Below are 16,400 nucleotides of genomic sequence, written 5' to 3'. Positions count from 1 at the left end.
GATTATGGCAACATTAGTTAACTTTAATGACACAAATAAACTCCTTCTTACGAAAAAAACTGAGCTATTCATTGATCTAGCAAGTAAAGATTGGATAGCAAGTGCAAATAAGTCGATAAAACAAAGAGGAGCTTTTTATGTTGCTCTTTCTGGCGGGAGAACTCCTTTAGAGATCTTCAAGTCCATCGTAATAAATAAAGAAAAACTTTCTGATCCTACAAAGATCTTTCTATTTTGGGGAGACGAAAGAAATGTTCCTTATACGTCTTCAGAAAGCAATTACGGCCAAGCAATGAGTATTCTTCAGGATTTACGTATTCCGGAAGAACAAATTTTCCGGATGGAAATCGAAAATCCTGAGGGTGCTGAGAAGTATCAAGACATTATAGAACGTACAGTCCCTGATACAAGTTTTGATATGATTATGCTCGGTATTGGTCAAGATGGACATACCTTATCGTTATTCCCGAATACAGAAGCTCTAAAAGAAAAAGAGCGCCTTGTCGTCTTTCAAAGAGTTCCTCAATTGGATACAGAAAGAATGACCTTTACGCTACCTCTTGCCTATAGGGCAAAGCATATCGTTGTCTACGTTCAGGGAGAAAACAAGAAAGATATTGTAAGAAGTATCTTTTTCCCTTCAGATAAACAGCGCGAAGCCTACCCTATAGAGCTCATTGGGCAAGAGAAAACTCCCCTATTTTGGATTCTTGCCCCTGATACTTACGACTCGAAGGACTTCGACTCGATTTCCTCATTCCACAAACTAGACATTCTCTAGTTTGCCTACCCTATAGGGTCAACGAATCCAGGAAGCAGTTATTGCCCTGAACGGATCGCGTCTTCATAACTTGGAGGAGCGTCTGCATAACCAGGATAAGGAGGAGCGCTTGGAGTAGTATGATTTGGGGATGATGCTGGTTGCTGACCTCTATTACTACCCAATTGCTGTACATAGGCGAGCTCTGAGTAGCTCGGCATATGTTTTGCCTGCTGATTCGCAAGACATTGTTGTGCTACAGTCTGGCTAAAGATGTTGCGCTGATACTCTTCAGGATGCAGAGATATTTGATTTGCAACCATAGTGTACAGTGTTGCTTTATTTAAGTGTAAAACAGCACTTTTTTGTTTTTTAGCCATATAAATAGAAGAGATTGCAAAACTTACAAAGCTTATAAACAATAAACTCCCCCCAGCAGCACAAGAACCAATAATTGCTGCAGAGATCGCAGCCGTGGCTAAAGGTCCTGTGAAGAAAATACCGAGTATAGCTCCCGCGGCTAAGGCCAATAACGCAATGGAGCAAATAATCGCACACACTAAGTAACCAATTTTCGCAGCTCTATAGTTTTTATAAGCAGAAGCTAACTCTTTATTTGCTTCTAGGGTAACAAGAGCAGCAGCTTTTGCTTTCGCTTTTTCTGGAGTGTTAGCTTGGAATGAAGATACATCTAAAGAGATCTCTCGATTCGTTTGTTTCAATCTAAAAATTTCCTTAGAGGCGCTATTGATTTTTATGGAGCTCAAGATAGTAGATCCTAAAGAAGCACCAAAAATTCCTAAAACTAAAGTAGCTAAGATACCCAAAATAAAGGATGAAAAAATAGAGTCTGAATTGCTGCCTCCACTAGTGTTTCCTCGACATAAGTCACATAAGAAACGGATCCAGAGTACATGTTCTATACAATGGAGTACAGCTTCCGAAGCTGTCATAATGGCAAAAGCGGACTCCGCCTCGGCATCAACACCAGGAGAGAGAGGAACTCCCGATAAAGCTACACTATTTATCGACGCTGAAGTTGCTTCCACGTGTCGTGTTAAGAAATTATGAACATGGGACCTGGAATCTAAACTCGTGAAGCTTAATCCCCCTTTGTCCGTAAAATTTAAAATTGCAAAACGGGCTTCGGTATTAGCGGACCCCACTTTATTATTTAAGGAACTAACTGACATAATTAGTGGACTCCACTTTATTATTTAAAGAATTAGCTGACATAAGTTTGATTTCTTAAACGTATTAAACAAATCAACGCGGAATTATAGACTATTTATAGTTTTAACTCACGATTATTATTCCATTACGAGTCTTTACAGTTTCTTAATTCTTTAAGATCTTTACCATCGGGCGATATGTTCTAGATAGAGAGGAGAACCTTCCATGAAACTTACAAAAGAATCCAAAGTGCCAATAGAAGCATAATCATTTTCATCCAATTTATATGTAAGCACTAGTCCGTGAATAATCGCACCTATGAAAGGAATAAGAACGAGATGCTCAGAGAGAATTTCTGTTTTTATTTCCCCAAAAACTTTACTGAGAGATGTTTCTTGGTTACGGCAACACGTCGCTAGGACGAGAAATTTTAATGTTTTTGCTACTATTTTGATCAGTAAAATAGCCCAAGATACAACACTAATAACTACAGAGATCACAGGGAAAGTAATAAGATCAAAAGCTACGCACATCGCTTTTGTAGTGGTTGAAAAATCACTAAGATCTTGTTTACCAAAAGTTAAATAGCACGCCATGGTATAACCTCAATTTTTATGTATGCTGATTATTGTTTTGTCTATTTCTTCTATCTTCTTCCATAACCTCTTCATATGTCGGTGGTCGCTCTGAATACGGGGGTGGAACAGGAGAAGTCATGAACTCTCTAGAATAATCAAGGAAGGTACTCTCAATCTCATGGGAATCGAAGATTCCTAAAGATTCTTCATGCTCTGGTTCTGTGTGTGGTGGGAAAGTGACGGGGTCTAAAAGTGCACTGTAGTGACTCAAACAGCTCCTAGCGATCGAGGAAGTAAAATGATCTGACTCTTCGGTAGATACACGAATGTTGTCACTAATATAAAGGCTCAGTAGAGAACGGTGTATAGAATCTATAGCCGCTTGGCGCTGTTTTTTACTATAATTTTCATAAGAAGATGCCAGCAAACCTAATAACAGGAAGGTTAGCCCCCCACATCCAAGAGCAGATGCTGCTGGAGACATGAAAAACGCGTCAGAAAAAACACTATGGGAATGAAAAGTAAATACGCATCCCACAATAAATACTATCAATGCGAGTACGGCGAGTATGCTTATAACCAGAGAAACGCTTTTCCAAGCAAGTAAAGATAAGGCGACTTTTCTTGCATGATATAACGCCGATGCTGAAGCGATATACCCACCCCGTTGAAATGGTGAAATGTTGTTATTCTTATTAAGAAAACAGATAATTTGTTTCTCTTTGCGGTAGAAAAGGAAACTCTTCCTTACCAAGGAACAAACTGCGATAACGCTTCTTACGACATTACCGAATGTATTTTGATAGATGTTGTTAAGTAAGCTACAGAGTTCATGAATGAACACCAGAAAACAGTGCGGACTTTCAGAGAAGTCTAAACAGGGACTACTTTGAGATCGAGGAAAACAAATAGAACAGTCCGCAATCAAATCTGCAGCGGGAACCGGCCTTTGTTGAGTAAAAAGCGTCTGCGTAAATGCTGTGATATTATTTATAATGAGTAAATTATTGATATCTTGGTCTTGAGAAGAGCCTCCGTTTATTAGATGCTCTAAGGGGCCATGCCTATGTAGTGAAATTTCATAAACAGCCGACTTTTCTCTTGTAATAGAACCGAAAAAATGAAGGATGTGGTTATTAGGAGAAAGATGAGAAATCGGTTGATGCATGGTTTTATAATTCTAATAAGAAGGAAATTAACGAGAAATTATAATTTTAATCCCCCTTTATTTCAAATTGTTTTAAACCATATGCACAATATATATAGTTATACTTAATTAATATTTTATAGCTTAACGATTGCGAAATAGGTGGGAATTTTTCTATTCTCTTCCTAGGATTTTGACTTTTAAAATTTTTCTTAGACTTCAGATGCTTATCTAAAGCATAGAGTATAAATTCTAAATATATTTAAATATCCTGTGGCTTAATTAAATATTTGCAAGTAGTTATGTTAAACAATGTTTTTTATATTATTATGGGGCCTCCAGGATCGGGCAAAGGCACACAATCACAGCGTCTTGCTCATCTGTTAAAGCTTCCCCACATTAGTTCAGGAGAACTATTTCGTTCTGCTATAGAGTCAGCCTCTCCTTTGGGGATCAAGGCTGCTGAGTATATCAACCAAGGTTGTCTGGTCCCTGATGAAATTGTTTGGGGTATGGTTCAAGAAGCCTTAAACCAACCCGAGTGTCGGTCTGGATGTATTATTGATGGGTTCCCAAGAACTCTAGATCAAGCCATTCTTTTGAATGATTTTTTTGTGCAATCTCACGCTGATTATCGTGTCATACAATTAGATGTGTCTAATGAAGAGATTATTCGTAGGATTCATTCTCGGTTCATATGCCCTTCTTGTAAATATGTGTATAATCAAAGTCAGGGATTTAGTGAGTGCCCTACATGTCAAATTAAATTAGTTCGTCGTTCTGACGATACTCTAGAGGTGATTCATAAGAGACTTGAGGGTTATGAGAAATCAACAGCTCCTGTAGTCGACTATTATCAAGAGCTAGGGAAATTAACACGTATCCCTTCTGAGGCATCTCCTGATGACGTTTTTCAAAGTATTGAAGCTTGCATAAAAGCTTAATTTTACTTTTAGATATTCTCCATATGGGCACATCTTTAATTATGGTTAGGAAAGATGAAACATTATCAACTGTATGCATCTGTTTCGGATCTTTCATCTGCACATGGAGATTTGGAGACGCAGTTATTGTTTGGAGAGCGCTTACTTGCTGGTAAGCTCTCCTATTATGCCTACTCGCAATTAATCCGTGATCACGATTTTTGGCGCCCCTATCCAGTCAGAAATATATCCTCGCAATCATCTTTTGCTCTTCTATCTCAATATATTTTACCTAATGCAATCGTTAAGTCTTTCGATGCTTTTTTAGAACCTTGGCATATCCCCTTGCCCTACGGGTCTCCATTAGCCATAGATTCTCAAGGGAAAGTATCCCTCCCTAAAGAGGTGAAAATTAGAATGAAGCTCCCTCTGGATAAGGAAGTCCCTTATTGTAATGTGAGCCACGTGCGTTTTTGTAATGAACCGTTCTCTATAGATCTTTTGCTGAAAGAATCTGAAAATTTCTTGGGAATTCCGTATGTTTGGGGAGGACGATGTCTCCACCACTCCTTAATAGATTATGGATTAGATTGTTCTGGTTTTTTAAATATTTTATTTCAAGCACATGGATTAAGTATCCCTAGAAATGCTAGAGATCAGTTCAAAGATTGTGATCTAGTAGAGTATTTCGAAGATCTCCCTCCAGGAGGTTTTGTTTTCTTAAAAAATGATCAGAATACACAAATTTCCCACGTAATGTTAAAGAAAAACCCGACGCATTTGATTCATGCGGTTCAAAATTTAGGAAAGGTTGTTCTTTTCTCTCTAGGCGTCGATATAGAGTTTAAGAAAGACAAATTTTATACTCTGAGTGCAGAAGGAAAGGCATTTTTTGGAATGCCAAAAAGAAGAAAGATTTTCTTTTAGAAAAGAAACTAGCTAGAAAATTTTTAGGAAAGTACTTTAGACGAAAATAAAAAAAGCAAGCGATGAAATTCGATAAGACTCTCGCTTGCTTTTGATGAAAATAACGGCAAACTCTAACGTTTAGAGAATTGGAAGCTTTTACGAGCTTTCTTGTGTCCGTATTTCTTACGTTCTTTCTTTCTAGGATCTCTTGTAAGGAAACCGTGACTTTTTAATTCTTGTTTAGAATCAACATTCTTTTTTAATAAAGCTCTAGCCAATCCTAAGCGTGTCGCAATAACCTGTCCTTGGATTCCACCACCGTTAATACGAATCACTAGATCAAAGTCATTGGAATAGCCAAGAACTTTTAATGGGGAGAGGATAGTAACTCTTTGAATTTCCAATGGAAAGTATTCCTCAAAGGCTTTTCCATTTACATCGATCTTGCCCGTTCCAGGACGAAGGCGAACGCTAGATACAGCTTGTTTTCTTCTTCCGGTAGCTACTGATTCTTCTATTGTATTTTTTACCACAATTTACCCCAAATTAAACATCTAATACGATCGGCTTCTGAGACTTAAACTCTTGATAACAATCCCCTTTCAGTATTCTTAAGGATTTTAACTGACGCTTGCCTAAACGAGTTTTTGGCATCATACCTTTAATTGCATGCTCGATAATATAAGAGGGCTTTTTTGCTATCATATTTTCAAAAGCAACTTCACGCATTCCTGAAATATATCCTGTGTAATATCGATATATTTTTTGACCTTTCTTCGCGCCGGTCAAATGCACTTTTTCTGCATTAATAACGATAACACCATCACCCATAGCTACGTGAGGTGTGTAAGTTACCTTATGCTTACCGCGCAAGATCTTTGCCACCTCTGAAGAAAGTCTTCCCAAGGTTTTACCTGCAGCATCGATAACATACCAAGACTTGTTCTGAGCTTCAGATGCTTTGGCAATGGTTGTTTTCGTGTCTTTTCTTTTTTCCATAGTAACATAACCGCCTTATCAGAAGGACGAATTATAAATTTGTGCAATTTTTTTTCCAAATAAAAAGCAATAAAAGCAATCGAGAGATGTATTTCCAAGTGTAAATAGATCATATTTTCAAAGGAAAATAAAATCTGTTTTTATGTGCTTGTGATAGTGTAAGGAGGCATTTCTCACTCCAATTTATTAGTCACATTAAATGACATTTTACAGTAAAATAAGATAGATTTATTTTTTTTGTTTTACAGAAAGAGTTTTTGCTCTTCTCTCTTTATTTTTTAAGAATCTTATTTACAATTTCATAAGAACTAAAAACTCATTATTGCAATAAAGTTTTTAGTAGAACTGTTTGATTGTTATAATCCTCGGATAGGAAACACACTTTGAATTCAATGCGTGTGTTTACAGATGTCTCGTTATAGGGTTTTTTAACTCTAATTCATAAGCTTAATCATAATTTCCAAGATCAAAACTAGCGCGTTTTAGGGTGTTTTTTATGCCAGAAATTATTTTACATTCCCTTTTTAAAAACGATTGCCGTTGTCATGCTTCCTATTCGTTTGATAAGCGAGTTCAAGATCGTATGACTATAGCCATAGTTATGGCTGTTATTTCTTCTATCAGTTTGCTACTGGCTCTAATTCCAGCGATTATCATGTCCAATCCTATAGGATTTATTTGGGTTGGGATTTTTGGCAGTATTGCTTTGGCTTTATTTGTTTTTGCAATTCTAACAAACTATTTGAGATCCAACCTCCCTAAAGGACTTAAAGAAACATTTAAGGATACATATCCTCCTGTTTTTTATGATTTTATTGAGAAAAAGCAACTTACTATTCAAGAGATACGACTACTTCTCGATGCTTTAGAACAGGCTAGCCTCGATAGGGACATGTCTTTTCATAACTATTTAGGTAGATTCACTCAAAAATTAAAAATAGCATTGAATAAACATGGTATTTCAGAGTTTGTAGATAGTCTAGAACAAATCGATCTTGCTTCTTTAGACTTAGTCTTGATTCAACATTGTCCATTGTATTGGTTAAGAAAGTTTATACAATCAGCCTCAGAAATTCCTGAGAGAGACTTTATTACAGGGGCATCTTATGAAGAAATTGCTTCATATTGGTTAGGAACATCCGGATGCTGTCATAATGCTGGAACCATTTTTTCGGAAAATGTCTATCTTCTTGCTCAGACGGTATCTAAGGAGGATTACGAGAAATTTTCTTTTCATGTTCAAAATAACGATTGGAACAATGAGGAATTATCTGCAGAAAAGCAGAGAGTGGCGGAAGATTGTTTGGAACTAAAGAGAGAGCATGATGAGAATGCCGTGGTTGATGACGCAAGATTCCTTTCAGAAATGCAAAATACCCTGTTAGAAATCTGTACACATGGAATTTGTTGGGAGCAATTAAATTTGGTGCGCTGTGTGAGTCCTGATGATTGGGGGTATTTCTGTGCTCTTGATGGGAATAAACAAAGAATACGAAAATTTGCTGTCCCCTGCCTTGGAGAAGTTTCAGATGAGAAACATCATTTATATGAACCTATGATTTCTCTTACCACGTGGCAGGATATTCGTGCTCTGGGTTTGGATAAGGAAACTCTTTTGAATCAAGGAATACGTAATCCTGAGGATAGGCTGATGAATTATTTTACTAGACAAGCGCGCTATCACGGGTCCATGGATTTACTGGAACAGGAAGTTTTAGAGCGTTTGCCTAGATATACTTTAGACTTTGCTACGGGAATCAAAACGACGCTATCTTAGAAAATCAGTTCTCCATTTTGTAAAACCCCTTCACGATGACATTGACGTGCGAGTTGCTTATTATGGGTTACAATAAGCACTCCACGTGAATCATGAGATTGAGATAGAAGCAGTTGATGGATGTATTCAGAGGTTTGATTGTCCAAATTGCCCGAAGGTTCATCAGCTAGTAAAATTGCGGGATTGTTTATCAGTGCTCTTGCGATTGCGACTCGTTGTTTTTCTCCTCCTGATAGGTTGCAACAGCGAGAGTGCGTTCTATGAGATAAGCCGACAGAGTCTATGAGTTCGAGAGCTTTTTTAAATGCAGGAGATCCTTTAGCGATATTTTGTCGTGCAATGCTTGCAGGCATTAACACATTATTGATTACAGTATCATCTTCTAATAGGTAGAAGTTTTGAAAAATAAAACCGATATGTTGGTTTCTAAATGCTGATAAATTGTAGTGTTCTTTTCTTTTCCCTAGGAATAGGAGCTCTCCTGATGACGGTGTATCTAGTGTGCCTAATAGATGAAGGAGCGTGCTTTTCCCGTTTCCTGAAGCGCCTGTAATCGCAACTACCTCCCCAGGATATAAGCTAAAGTTCACATTACGTAATATTTCGATATCTTGATTGCTTTGTAGAACAACCTTAGACAGATTTTTTGCTTGAATAAGAGGAGGCATAACTATTCCGCTTTTAAAATGTCAGAGACATGCATTTTAGCGACTTTTCTTGCTGGTAATAATCCAGAAATAGCAGCTAACACTAAAGTGCCTAAACCGAGTATGAAAATAGTCGGCACATGTATTTCTTGAGGAAGACCTTGACCGAAGAAAGTAGAGTTAAACGCTTCTCTGCCTTGTAAGTAACTTAAGCCTTGAGTAATTATTGAGAGATTTTTCATTGTTAAAACAGCCAAAGCTGTTCCAAAAACAACACCAATACCTCCAGAGAATGCTCCACAAAAACCAAAAATAGCCTTTAAGCTACGAGAAGAAGTCCCCATAGCTTTAAGAATTCCTATTTCTTTCTTCTTATTATTTACTAAGAGGATAGACATAGTTACAACATTGGAACAAGCAACGATCAGGATAATAATGGAGATCAAGAGAAATAGAACTTGATCACTACGTAGTTGATCTAAAATAGGCTTGAAATATTGATAATCATAGAGAGAAGATACTTCCCAATATTCCTGTATACCGGCTTGACTTAAGATAGCTTCAATTTGCTGTTTAATTGGTGTGATCAGTTTAGTGTTTGGAAAGAAGACATGTAAGCCATTATGCATGCCGATTCCCGTAGATTCTGAACGTATTTGAGAAGCTAGATCCATATCAATGAATACAATTTTACTTCCCATGGGAGATAAGCCAGGATTATAGAAGCCTATGACATATACAGGATGTTTGATCTCTTTCTGAGTTTCTGGGGAGAAAATACTGATCCCCCCCTTATCTCCTACGCGATACCCCATATCGCGATAATTTACAGGTAAGATGATCGAAGCTCCTCGGTAGGTATTTTGCAAATGTATAAAATCTTGTTCCCAACCTTCGGAAGAGCTATTAAAAGGGTTTAAAATCTCGGAACTATAATCTGTTTGTTCATAGGGAAGCACGCGATTTTGATACACTTCATCAGAAGGATAGGCAATAAATTGAGAAAATGTTCGCGATTCTGTTTTGTTAGGATCGACCATCCTTTCCATCTGTACATAACCAATGCCCTCTTCAAACTCTAAAAGTTGGGCGTGATTTTGCCCTAGATAGGGATTAAGAACTTCAAAAGCAATTTTTACAGGATCCTTTAATTTCCCATCTGAAGTTTGATCTGGTAGAGGGAAGTTTTCTGGTAAAGAGTAGTCCAAATTTGGATCATAGGGATCTATAAGAGAGGAAGCGAGCTTTTCTCCTATTGTCTTTGTTGTATACAAAGAAAGGTCAGCATGTCTGTCTATTTGATAGTAATAGGAATCATAATAAACAGATGAAGGAACGATTTTTACTGGAGAATGAAGCTGGGAAAGATCATGAATCCAACGTTGTTCTAAACCATAGATAACAGAAATGAAAACAATGGATAACCAAGTGACTAAAGAAATAATGCCTATTGAAAATATAGAAACAATGGCAGAAGATAATCTTTTTCTTCTTGGTATTAGATACTTAAAAGCAATTAGAAGTTCTAATTTCATGACCCACTCAACAACTTGAAATAGAAGCTAGCAGGTAAATTAAATCTTTTTACTTAGCTTCTTTGAAAATTACGTGTCTACGCAGTTTTCTATCATATTTTTTGAGTTCTAGTCGACCTGTTGTTTTTCTTTTATTTTTAACAGTCCAGTACATATCGGAACTTTCAGAACTTTTTAATTTAATGATTTCACGGTTCTTACTAGCCATTGATGAATCCTTTCAAGAAAATGATAAATCGCTTATGATACTATATTTATTTTCAAAAAGAATCAAGAAAACTTCCCCATAATTACAAGAGAATCTTCATGTCAACTAAAGAACAGTTTTTTTTTAAAGGGGCAACCTCAAAAAATAAAATTCATTTTATTAGTTTAGGCTGCTCAAGGAACCTTGTAGATAGTGAGGTAATGCTCGGAATTTTATTAAAAGCTGGTTATGAAGCTACCGAACTCCTGCAAGAAGCGGATTATTTGATTTTGAATACTTGTGGGTTTTTAAAAGCTGCTCGAGATGAATCTACGGATTATCTTCAACGAATAATCGATAAGAAGAAAGAAACTGCCAAGATTATATTAACTGGTTGCATGGTTTCTAAGCATAAAGAAGAGTTAAAGCCTTGGCTCCCCTATGTACACTATGTTTTAGGTTCTGGAGATGTGGAACATATCTTATCTGCTATAGAGTCTAAGGAAAGTGGAGAAAAGTTATCTTCTAAAAGTTATTTAGAAATGGGGGAAGTACCTAGAAAATTATCCACACCGAAGCATTATGCCTATTTGAAAATAGCTGAGGGGTGTCGTAAGCGCTGTGCCTTCTGTATTATTCCTACCATTAAGGGAGGATTAAGAAGTAAACCTTTAGAGCAGGTGATTAAAGAATTTCGCTTATTGTTAAAAATGGGCGTTAAAGAAGTCATTCTCATTGCTCAAGATTTGGGTGACTATGGTAAAGATCTGTCTAAGGATCGCAAATCTTGCTTACATAGTGTATTAAGAGAGATGCTTAAGGAGCCGGGAGACTATTGGATTAGAATGCTCTATTTGTATCCTGATGAAGTAGATGATACCATTATTGATCTGATGGAAAAAGATCGTCGCCTACTCCCTTATGTTGATATTCCTCTTCAACACATCAATAATCGGATATTAAAAAAGATGTTAAGAACAACATCTAGAGAACAAATTTTAGACTTATTAACAAAGTTGCGTACACGCATTCCCCATGTCTATATTCGTTCGTCATTGATTGTTGGCTTCCCAGGAGAAACTGATGAAGAATTTCAGGAGCTCGTCGATTTTGTTGGAGAAGGATGGATCGATAATTTAGGTATCTTTTCTTATTCTCAAGAAAAAGGTTCTTTAGCTGCTGAAATGCCCTACCAAATCCCTCAGAGCGTAAAATCAAAAAGATTAAAGATCCTCTCTCAAACACAGAAGAAAAATGTTGAGAAACATAATAAGCAGTTTGTAGGGAAAACTGTGGAAGCTGTTATTGATGGCTACCATCCAGATAGTGAACTTTTACTCACAGCTCGTTTTTATGGTCAGGCTCCAGAAGTAGATCCTTGTATTATCGTGAATGAAGCGCGTTTAGTTTCGGGATTTGGAGAACGTTATCTCATCGAAATCACGGGATATGTAGGTTATGACTTGGTAGGTCGTGTTGTGAACAAAGTGCCCGGAGAATAATTCCCGGGCAAAAGTTGAGTATATTCATTCAAAATAAGGCAGCTGCACTACGTTCCAAGAAAATGAAGCTACCCTCCAAGCATACGATAAGTTTTTCAGTATGAAATACCCTCTATTTCTTGCCAGAAATGTGGTGGCAATCCATTCCATAGGTTTAGGCCTGTAGTAACTTGTTCCTGAACACGTAGATCCTTGTAAAAGTGTCTCTTTGCCATTAACAACCGCGACTAATATACACTCTCCTCCTATTCCGTTATCCAACCAACCACCGTGCTTTGACATAATGATACTAATACGGAAAAGTTTAGGATTTTCTGGGGTTGCATGAAAATTCAGATAACAAGAGTTGACACCTTTGCCTACATACACCTGGGAATTCTCTTGTTGTTCAATTTTAGTTTCAAATTTATCCCAAGGAATCCACACACCACGTTTTACGTCCCCGCGGCCTACATGTCCTCCAGAAACAGCAGAACGCATAGAAACTGCAGTTTTATTACTTTGAAAAACATGATAAGGGACATATTGTTGCGGCAATTTTTGAATATTAGTGGTATGTGGTTGTTGGTCGCATAAGATTGTATGATTGCTCAGGTTTACCCTACCAAAGAAGTTTGTTTGGTTATTCGTCCCTGTATTAATCTTCATGTTCCCACTAACAAATAGGTCCTGCTTGCAATTGAGGTTCCCGTTTGTACAAGTTAGATTTTGAAGGTTAGTGTTTTTGGCTGTTATTGCTTTCGATACCGTTATAGCACGTTTTTTTTTCTCTTCAGATAGATCCTTAGAGTAGATATTAAAACGAACAAATGTGGGTAAACTAATATTAGTTTTAGGTGTTGACATAGTTTAATCCTCCTCGGGAAATCTTGCTGCAAATGGGAACCAAATCACACTTATCGTAGAAAACATACTTTGTATATGAGCATGTGTATAGACTCTGACGGTAGGTTGTGAAGAGATATCTGAAACAGAGAAAATTGCATACAAGGCCGTGGATGTCCTATCTGTAGGATAATGGCCTCGAGTGTCTGCTGTGCACAAGTTTTCGAATTGACTGCCTTGATCCAGCCTTAAAAATAAATTCACTTCATCATTTCCTGAGTGTTGCCCTCCCATTCTAGTGATTTCAAAAGTGACCTGGTAGATTCCTGGAGTTTTAATCACAAGATCTTTACCCTCCACATAGAAGTAGTTGCGATACATCGATGTGTAATTTTCAATATCTTTTGAAGTTCCGCTTTTTAAATCTAAAATAGAATGTGCAGGAATGTTATATGTACCGCGATGGTCTAACATACAGGTATAGGCTTGTACGGAGCTTTTTTTATAGTAGTTGAATGTTAAAGCGTCGCGTTGAGAAAGAGGGTCTGAGATATTCCCAATACTCGAACTTTGAGAGGCGTTAATGCTGATGTCCCCATTTAAAACCGTCTCACGCAAAGAAAACCCATTGTTTCCTGAGAGTTCACTACCAGCAAAGAAATCACAGTTTGCATTTACGTCCTTTGTTACAATTAATGTCTCAGCATCAAAATCATCTTCGATATTTAAATTGCCATCAATGTTTAACGTAGCATTCTCTAGGTAGAGGTTTTGGTCTTTAACTCCTGTCGCATCGAAATCAGTTTCTCTAGTTTGATTATTAGGATTATCTGATGTGAATCTAGAAATAGTTTTGTCTTTATCATCCATAGCTATTCCCCTTGGTTTGGGTAGAAAATGATTCCAAAATAAAAAGCGCTTAAAACTGCCCCATTACTTGTTAGCTGTGCGCAGAATAAATTTTCTTTTATGCTGTCTTTTGGATCATTTGTTATAGTGCCGTTCGGATCTTTAGCTAGATTAGAGACACGAAAAGCTGTAGATAAACTTGCAAATCCAGAGTATCCTCCCCCACTATAGATAGTATTGCTGCTATAAATGGTGCCTGAAGCATTTTTCAGATGCACGTCGCCTCCCCAGCCATTATTCCATCCCCAGCGTTTATTAATGCCGTAATCGATCATGTAGATACCTTTGCTTAATAATTGTACCCAGTGGGATCCTGGATACGTGACTTTTGAATCTCTATAGGAGTAATCTACAAAGCGTATGTGGGAAAAAATATTTTGCGATTGGTAGACCAGCCTATCGGTGCCGAGAATGGGAACGGGTTGCTGTGTATTAATGTTGATCCTTCCAAACTCATTGAGTGAGCAGAAAAAGTACTCAGGAGAACGTATATAATTTGCCGGTACTGGAGAGGACTGGTCTATAGGTCTAGCAACGTTACTCAATCTGTTGCCGTTCAAATTTATATATACATTGTTGCCAGTTATATTAAGGTCGTTAGCTGAAGTAAGTCCTTCTACATTGATTGTTCCTGAAAAAGTCGAGGTTCCAGGAGGATTTACAACTAAGCTACTCGTGGATTCTATACTTTGAGATGTGACGTCGTTGGTTTGTACATTCCCAGCAGCAACATCACCTTCAAAAGTCGAATCTATAGAAAAATAACAATCATTAGTGTTATTATTAGAAATAGTCATTTATTATTCCGATTTTTTTTCTAATAAAAATCAGATAATAAATTATAGGTCAATTTTTAATATGTTTAATTTAATTCTGGTAAAATTAATTATATCTGATAAATAAAAAATAATAACGAAAAAGAAAGAAGAGAAATAAAGAAAATCTTGGGGGCGGCTGGATTTGAACCAACGTATCCGTAAGGAGTCGGATTTACAGTCCGATGCAATTGACCGCTATGCGACACCCCCAGAGAATGCTGGAGAAAGGACTTGAACCCTCAACCGTTCGATTACAAATCGAATGCTCTGCCAATTGAGCTACTCCAGCGAAAAATCAGGAACCCTATTGCTTGAAGAGAAAACTTTAATTAACCAATAGGAAGTCAATTTATACGCTATTGGTTATTTTCTTCCAAGTCAGAATCAGTATTTTCTGAAATACGGTAATCTTCTTGGGTGGGAATAAACTCTTCCGTAACAAAATTTTCTCCTCTACCGGAAGGATCTACAGACAAGCTTGTATCCATAACTTGGAAGTTATGTTTCTTCAATTGTTCAGAAATCAAACGATCTTCTTTAGATTGAACTTTTTTAATGGTTTTCTTTCCAATAGGAGTTTTATTTTTCGTAATTTCGTAATACGTATCAACCGCTTGCTTTTGTTCAGATGTGATGCTTCCAGAAAGACGTTGGAACAACTGCGTGCAACTATTGTCTGCAGCACTCGAATTTACAACTTCCGCAGAAAATTTGAACTTGCCTTCTGAAGTATAGCGTGCTGGTTGACTATCTTTCTTAAGGCAACATTGCTTATATTTCTTATTAGAACCGCATGGGCATGGATCATTTCTGTTAACTTTTTTTGTCATACAATTCTTCTCAAAGCAAGGCTTTTAAAGGAAAGTTTAAATAAGCTAAGGATAAAAACCAATTACAAGTTTTCATAAAAACTAATATTGTATTGCAAGCTTTATTCTATCCTTTTACTATTTCCCCATGTCTATTCTACACTTACATCCCCCGTGGACGAAATCTGGTAAACGTATAGAAAGCCTAGTGCGTAAGGCTTTGTATACCTACTCTATGTTGGAAAATCACGCTAAGATTGTTATAGCTCTTAGCGGAGGCAAAGACAGCCTTTCTTTGCTTTTAATGCTTAAAGCGATTTCTGGTAGAGGTTTCCCAAAGCTTGATCTTTACGCTGTGAATATCGGAGGGAAATATTCTTGCGGTTCAGAAGTAAGCAAGCAGTATTTAGCTAATATTTGTGATAAAATTCACGTCCCCTATAGTTCGATAACCTCTCCCTATGACCCTGAAGTTCCAGAGTGTTATTCATGTTCTCAAGTTAGAAGACGTTTACTATTCCAAGCAGCAAAAGATGTGGGAGCTACTGCCGTAGCTTTTGGTCATCATCGTGATGACGTAGTCCAAACAGCTTTGATGAATCTCTTACATAAAGCAGAATTTGCTGGAATGTTACCGGTTTTAGATATGGTCCATTTCGGTATTACTATCTTACGCCCTTTAATACTTACCCCGGAATCTTGGATAAGAAAATTCGCTAAGGAAAGTGGATTTTCTCGAGTTACTTGTCGTTGCCCAGTTGTATCTTTAAGAACAAAAACAGAAGAAGCATTAAAGTTACTAGAAGATGTTTTTCCTCAAGCAAGACATAATATTGCTTTAGCTATTGAACAACATGGATTGTCAAAAGCTCAAAAAAATAAAACTAATTAAACATATTTTT

General features: G+C 37.1%; 18 protein-coding genes and 2 tRNA genes. 6 read left to right on the top strand and 14 right to left on the bottom strand.

Annotated elements, in window-relative coordinates; genetic code table 11:
- The first annotated feature begins 4 nt into the window (after positions 1-4).
- Positions 5-781 carry a 6-phosphogluconolactonase gene (pgl, locus tag G5O_RS07865; protein ID WP_006343214.1) on the top strand — a complete coding sequence of 259 codons (777 nt, stop codon included), beginning with the start codon at positions 5-7 and terminating at the stop codon, positions 779-781.
- Positions 782-819: 38 nt separating this feature from the next.
- On the opposite strand, the gene garD (G5O_RS07860) is transcribed toward pgl, so the two are convergent.
- The 3 genes from garD (G5O_RS07860) to garD (G5O_RS07850) all read right to left on the bottom strand — a co-directional run bounded on the left by garD (G5O_RS07860) (position 820) and on the right by garD (G5O_RS07850) (position 3,679).
- Entirely contained in the window at positions 820-1,953 is a 1,134-nt protein-coding gene (gene garD / locus G5O_RS07860; protein WP_013462672.1) for an inclusion membrane protein GarD, read from the bottom strand.
- Positions 1,954-2,115: 162 nt separating this feature from the next.
- The gene (locus tag G5O_RS07855) at positions 2,116-2,529 is read right to left on the bottom strand and encodes a hypothetical protein (RefSeq protein WP_006343212.1); all 414 of its coding nucleotides are present in this window, start codon (positions 2,527-2,529) and stop codon (positions 2,116-2,118) included.
- Positions 2,530-2,545: 16 nt separating this feature from the next.
- On the bottom strand, positions 2,546-3,679 hold the full coding sequence (garD, locus tag G5O_RS07850; protein WP_006343211.1) for an inclusion membrane protein GarD: 1,134 nt from the start codon (positions 3,677-3,679) through the stop codon (positions 2,546-2,548).
- 281 nt (positions 3,680-3,960) lie between these two features.
- Here garD (G5O_RS07850) and G5O_RS07845 point away from each other — a divergent pair, with 281 nt between their 5' ends.
- Both G5O_RS07845 and G5O_RS07840 read left to right on the top strand, forming a co-directional pair.
- Positions 3,961-4,602, top strand: coding sequence for an adenylate kinase (locus tag G5O_RS07845; RefSeq protein WP_006343210.1), 642 nt, complete (start codon positions 3,961-3,963; stop codon positions 4,600-4,602).
- A 54-nt stretch (positions 4,603-4,656) separates the two neighbouring features.
- Positions 4,657-5,508 carry a C40 family peptidase gene (locus G5O_RS07840; protein WP_006343209.1) on the top strand — a complete coding sequence of 284 codons (852 nt, stop codon included), beginning with the start codon at positions 4,657-4,659 and terminating at the stop codon, positions 5,506-5,508.
- 113 nt (positions 5,509-5,621) lie between these two features.
- Here the strand turns inward: G5O_RS07840 and rpsI are convergent, their stop codons facing one another.
- Both rpsI and rplM read right to left on the bottom strand, forming a co-directional pair.
- Entirely contained in the window at positions 5,622-6,023 is a 402-nt protein-coding gene (gene rpsI, locus G5O_RS07835) for a 30S ribosomal protein S9 (RefSeq protein WP_006343208.1), read from the bottom strand.
- A gap of 13 nt (positions 6,024-6,036) precedes the next feature.
- Entirely contained in the window at positions 6,037-6,489 is a 453-nt protein-coding gene (rplM, locus tag G5O_RS07830) for a 50S ribosomal protein L13 (RefSeq protein ID WP_006343207.1), read from the bottom strand.
- A 496-nt stretch (positions 6,490-6,985) separates the two neighbouring features.
- Here rplM and G5O_RS07825 point away from each other — a divergent pair, with 496 nt between their 5' ends.
- Entirely contained in the window at positions 6,986-8,266 is a 1,281-nt protein-coding gene (locus G5O_RS07825) for a DUF1389 domain-containing protein (protein ID WP_006343206.1), read from the top strand.
- On the opposite strand, the gene G5O_RS07820 is transcribed toward G5O_RS07825, so the two are convergent.
- Genes G5O_RS07820 through rpmG form a run of 3 tightly spaced genes read right to left on the bottom strand, consistent with a single transcriptional unit; the run spans position 8,263 to position 10,656 of the window.
- Positions 8,263-8,934, bottom strand: a complete 672-nt coding sequence (locus tag G5O_RS07820; RefSeq protein ID WP_006343205.1) for an ABC transporter ATP-binding protein — start codon at positions 8,932-8,934, stop codon at positions 8,263-8,265. The genes G5O_RS07825 and G5O_RS07820 overlap by 4 nt on opposite strands.
- 2 nt (positions 8,935-8,936) lie before the next feature.
- Positions 8,937-10,448 (bottom strand): ABC transporter permease, encoded by a 1,512-nt coding sequence (locus G5O_RS07815; protein ID WP_006343204.1) that lies wholly within the window; start codon positions 10,446-10,448, stop codon positions 8,937-8,939.
- Positions 10,449-10,497: 49 nt separating this feature from the next.
- Positions 10,498-10,656 carry a 50S ribosomal protein L33 gene (gene rpmG, locus G5O_RS07810; protein WP_006343203.1) on the bottom strand — a complete coding sequence of 53 codons (159 nt, stop codon included), beginning with the start codon at positions 10,654-10,656 and terminating at the stop codon, positions 10,498-10,500.
- Between the two features lie 98 nt (positions 10,657-10,754).
- On the opposite strand from rpmG, the gene rimO reads away from it, so the two are divergent.
- Positions 10,755-12,137 carry a 30S ribosomal protein S12 methylthiotransferase RimO gene (gene rimO, locus G5O_RS07805; RefSeq protein ID WP_006343202.1) on the top strand — a complete coding sequence of 461 codons (1,383 nt, stop codon included), beginning with the start codon at positions 10,755-10,757 and terminating at the stop codon, positions 12,135-12,137.
- A gap of 24 nt (positions 12,138-12,161) precedes the next feature.
- Here the strand turns inward: rimO and G5O_RS07800 are convergent, their stop codons facing one another.
- From G5O_RS07800 to G5O_RS07775, 6 genes are all read right to left on the bottom strand, one after another.
- Positions 12,162-12,983, bottom strand: coding sequence for a hypothetical protein (locus G5O_RS07800; RefSeq protein WP_006343201.1), 822 nt, complete (start codon positions 12,981-12,983; stop codon positions 12,162-12,164).
- A 3-nt stretch (positions 12,984-12,986) separates the two neighbouring features.
- Complete coding sequence (locus tag G5O_RS07795; RefSeq protein WP_006343200.1) at positions 12,987-13,832, bottom strand: hypothetical protein; 846 nt, start codon at positions 13,830-13,832, stop codon at positions 12,987-12,989.
- A gap of 2 nt (positions 13,833-13,834) precedes the next feature.
- Entirely contained in the window at positions 13,835-14,668 is an 834-nt protein-coding gene (locus G5O_RS07790) for a hypothetical protein (RefSeq protein WP_006343199.1), read from the bottom strand.
- Positions 14,669-14,816: 148 nt separating this feature from the next.
- Positions 14,817-14,899 (bottom strand) — tRNA-Tyr (locus G5O_RS07785).
- A gap of 6 nt (positions 14,900-14,905) precedes the next feature.
- Positions 14,906-14,978: transfer RNA gene (locus tag G5O_RS07780), tRNA-Thr, on the bottom strand.
- 67 nt (positions 14,979-15,045) lie between these two features.
- Complete coding sequence (locus tag G5O_RS07775) at positions 15,046-15,519, bottom strand: YecA family protein (protein WP_006343198.1); 474 nt, start codon at positions 15,517-15,519, stop codon at positions 15,046-15,048.
- A gap of 127 nt (positions 15,520-15,646) precedes the next feature.
- Between G5O_RS07775 and G5O_RS07770 the strand changes: the two genes are divergently transcribed.
- Positions 15,647-16,390 carry a tRNA 2-thiocytidine biosynthesis TtcA family protein gene (locus G5O_RS07770; RefSeq protein WP_006343197.1) on the top strand — a complete coding sequence of 248 codons (744 nt, stop codon included), beginning with the start codon at positions 15,647-15,649 and terminating at the stop codon, positions 16,388-16,390.
- Positions 16,391-16,400 lie beyond the last annotated feature (10 nt).

It is taken from the genome of Chlamydia psittaci 6BC, from assembly GCF_000204255.1.
GTDB lineage: Bacteria > Chlamydiota > Chlamydiia > Chlamydiales > Chlamydiaceae > Chlamydia > Chlamydia psittaci.
This window is presented reverse-complemented; position numbering and strand designations above follow the sequence as displayed.